Here is a 2,744-nt window from a genome sequence, read left to right on the forward strand (position 1 = left end):
ATCCCGTACGGACTTTTCGTCGGCACCCTGATCTTCGACATTATCTACGCGATAACAGAAAATGTTTTCTGGGCTAAAGGTGCTGCGTGGCTCGTAACCGTCGGACTCATTTTCGCGATCATTCCACCTTGAGTTTTTTGGCGCTTGGAGTACGCGTCACTACCCACGTCCGCGCGTCGTTGAAAAGATGCTCGAACAACGCGCCGATACCGCCCACGCCCACCGTCAGCACATGGCGCAGGCCGCGCAGCGGCGCATCCGGCGTACGGCCTTCGGACCAGTTGGTCCAGGCATCGGCGCGGGCAAAAGTCGTCTTCACGAATTCGAATTCCTGCTCGCGCGTCAGCGCCGAGAAACGCAATCCCACGCGTCCAACGGCGCTGAAGCCGACGGTCGCGGGGAACGCATATTCTTCATCGCCGCGGAAAAGCGATACGGTGACCTTCTCGTGCAACGGCACTTGCAGGTCGCCCGGCAGCTTCACGCCCACGCCGCCTTCCGAGTAGTCCATGGTCTCGCAGGCAAGCGTGCGGCCGGTCGAGAACTTCAGCATCACGGGCATCTTCATTTCGACCCGATGCGTCGTGCGCACCTGCTTGCGTTCGCTCGCAGCGGCCACGCTTGCGCCGAGGATCAGCATGTTGTATGTGGTCCACGCGAGGTTCAGCAAGACCGTGTTCACTTCGCTTTTCACGTCCCAGTGAATGTAGATGTTCACGATCCCCGCGATAAACCCGAGCAGGTTCAGCACCAGCAAGATCAGGTACGGCCTCGAGATGCTGTAGTCGAAGTAATCCTTCGCGATCTGGCCGCCCTTGGCCGTCACGTTGAACTTGCCGAGCTTCGGGTTGATCATCGCGAGGAGGGTCGGCGCGGTGATGTAGGACGCGAGCACGGACTCGTACACTTCGGCCCAGAACGAATGGCGGAACTGGCGCTGCATGCGCGAGTTCGTGATGCTCGCGTGCATCATGTGCGGCAACGCGTAGATCGCGATGGTGCCCGCCGCCGCCTGGATCACGTGCGCGCCGAAGAACAGGTACGACAGCGGTGCCGTCAGGAACACGAGGCGCGGAATGCCGTAGAAGAAGTGCATCATGCCGTTGAGATAACAGAGCCGCTGGCCGAGCTTGAGACCCTTGCCAGTGAGCGGGTTATCGATACGGAAAATCTGCGTCATGCCGCGCGCCCATCGAATGCGCTGGCCGATGTGCCCCGACAGGCTTTCCGTCGCGAGCCCCGCGGCTTGCGGAATCGCGAGATACGCGGTCGTATAACCCAGCCGATGCAGCTTCAACGCCGTATGCGCATCTTCGGTCACCGTTTCCACCGCAATACCGCCGATCTCCTCGACCATCGTACGGCGCAAGAGGGCGCACGAGCCGCAGAAGAAGGTCGCGTTCCAGAGGTCGTTGCCGTCCTGCACGAGGCCGTAGAACAACTCGCCTTCGTTGGGCACCTTGCGAAACGTACCGAGATTGCGTTCGAACGGATCGGGCGAGAAAAAGTGGTGCGGCGTCTGCAGCATCGAAAGCAGCTTGTCTTTCAGGAACCAGCCGAGGCCGATCTGCAGGAACGAGCGCGTAGGGATGTGATCGCAATCGAAGATCGCGAGATATTCGCCGCTCGTGGTCTTCAGCGCTTCATTGATGTTGCCGGCCTTCGCATGCCGGTTGTGCGTGCGGATGGTCCACGTCACACCCACTTCTTCACAGAAGGCCTTGAAGTCGGGACGGCGGCCGTCGTCGAGGACATGGATCGAAATCTTGTCCTTCGGATAGTCCATTGCGAGCGCCGCGTAGATGGTCGGCTTCACCACGCCGAGCGGCTCGTTATAGGTCGGAATGAAAACGTCGACGGTCGGCCACTCGTCGCGGTTCTGCGGCAACGGCATGGGCCTTCGTTGCAGCGGCCACGCCGTCTGGAAATACCCGAGCATCAGCACGATCGCGGAATACACTTCGGCGGTGACCAGCAGCAAACCCCACGCGGCGTCGAGCGGACGTTCCCAGTAGGTCGTCTCGGTCAGGCGCCAGTACATGTAGCGCCCGGTCACGGTCACCGACAACATGATCATGACGAGCGTGGCGTACTGGCCGCGCAGGCGCCGCAGCGCCATTGCGAACCCGAAGCAGCAGCACGCGAAGATCAACTGCTGGGTCGCGACCATCGGCACCGTCCACACGAAGTACATCGTGACGACGGCGAACACGGTCAGCAGGCCGCTGAAGATCCGGCTGTTCCAGATGCCCGAATCGACCAGGCGTTCGAGACGCGACGGAATTTCGTCCGCTTCGGAAAGGCGTCGTGCGCGGGGCTTGTTCATGCGACGTTCCTCGGAGAAACCGGCATGGCATCGACTGAATTCAGGAGCCATTCGCCGCATGCGCGAAGATCGGCGGCCGCCTGGCTCAGCGGGTCGTAATGGATCAGGGTGGTGTCGCAGGCGAGCGATTCGCTTACGCCTTCATCGAGATGAATGACACCCGAGAACATCTTGCCCCCCAGCATGTTGCGCAAGACCTTCAGCACGTCCTTGGTCAGTTGGCGCGTCTGGTCCACCTGGTTCACCACGTAACCCGTGCCCGCGAAGTTCGCGCGCGGCGTGGCGTAGGCCAGCGATTCGCTTACGCCTTCATCGAGATGAATGACACCCGAGAACATCTTGCCCCCCAGCATGTTGCGCAAGACCTTCAGCACGTCCTTGGTCAGTTGGCGCGTCTGGTCCACCTGGTTCACCACGT

General features: G+C 61.0%; 3 protein-coding genes. 1 reads left to right on the top strand and 2 read right to left on the bottom strand.

The window, feature by feature from the left end:
- Positions 1-51 precede the first annotated feature (51 nt).
- Positions 52-132 carry a hypothetical protein gene (locus ACRXB1_RS34080; RefSeq protein WP_449494548.1) on the top strand — a complete coding sequence of 27 codons (81 nt, stop codon included), beginning with the start codon at positions 52-54 and terminating at the stop codon, positions 130-132.
- Here the strand turns inward: ACRXB1_RS34080 and bcsA are convergent.
- A complete protein-coding gene (gene bcsA / locus ACRXB1_RS34085) occupies positions 119-2,326 on the bottom strand; it encodes a UDP-forming cellulose synthase catalytic subunit (protein ID WP_449494546.1) in 2,208 nt (735 codons plus the stop codon). The genes ACRXB1_RS34080 and bcsA overlap by 14 nt on opposite strands.
- A partial coding sequence (locus tag ACRXB1_RS34090; RefSeq protein ID WP_449494547.1) for a cellulose synthase operon protein YhjQ/BcsQ occupies positions 2,323-2,744 on the bottom strand: 422 nt, incomplete at its 5' end. The genes bcsA and ACRXB1_RS34090, both read right to left, overlap by 4 nt.

The sequence above is a fragment of the Caballeronia sp. M23-90 genome (genome assembly GCF_053574605.1).

What these genes read in the sequence shown, in the direction of transcription:
- bcsA (WP_449494546.1), bottom strand. Translation starts at nt 2,326, where the DNA reads ATGAACAAGCCCCGCGCACGACGCCTTTCCGAAGCGGACGAAATTCCG.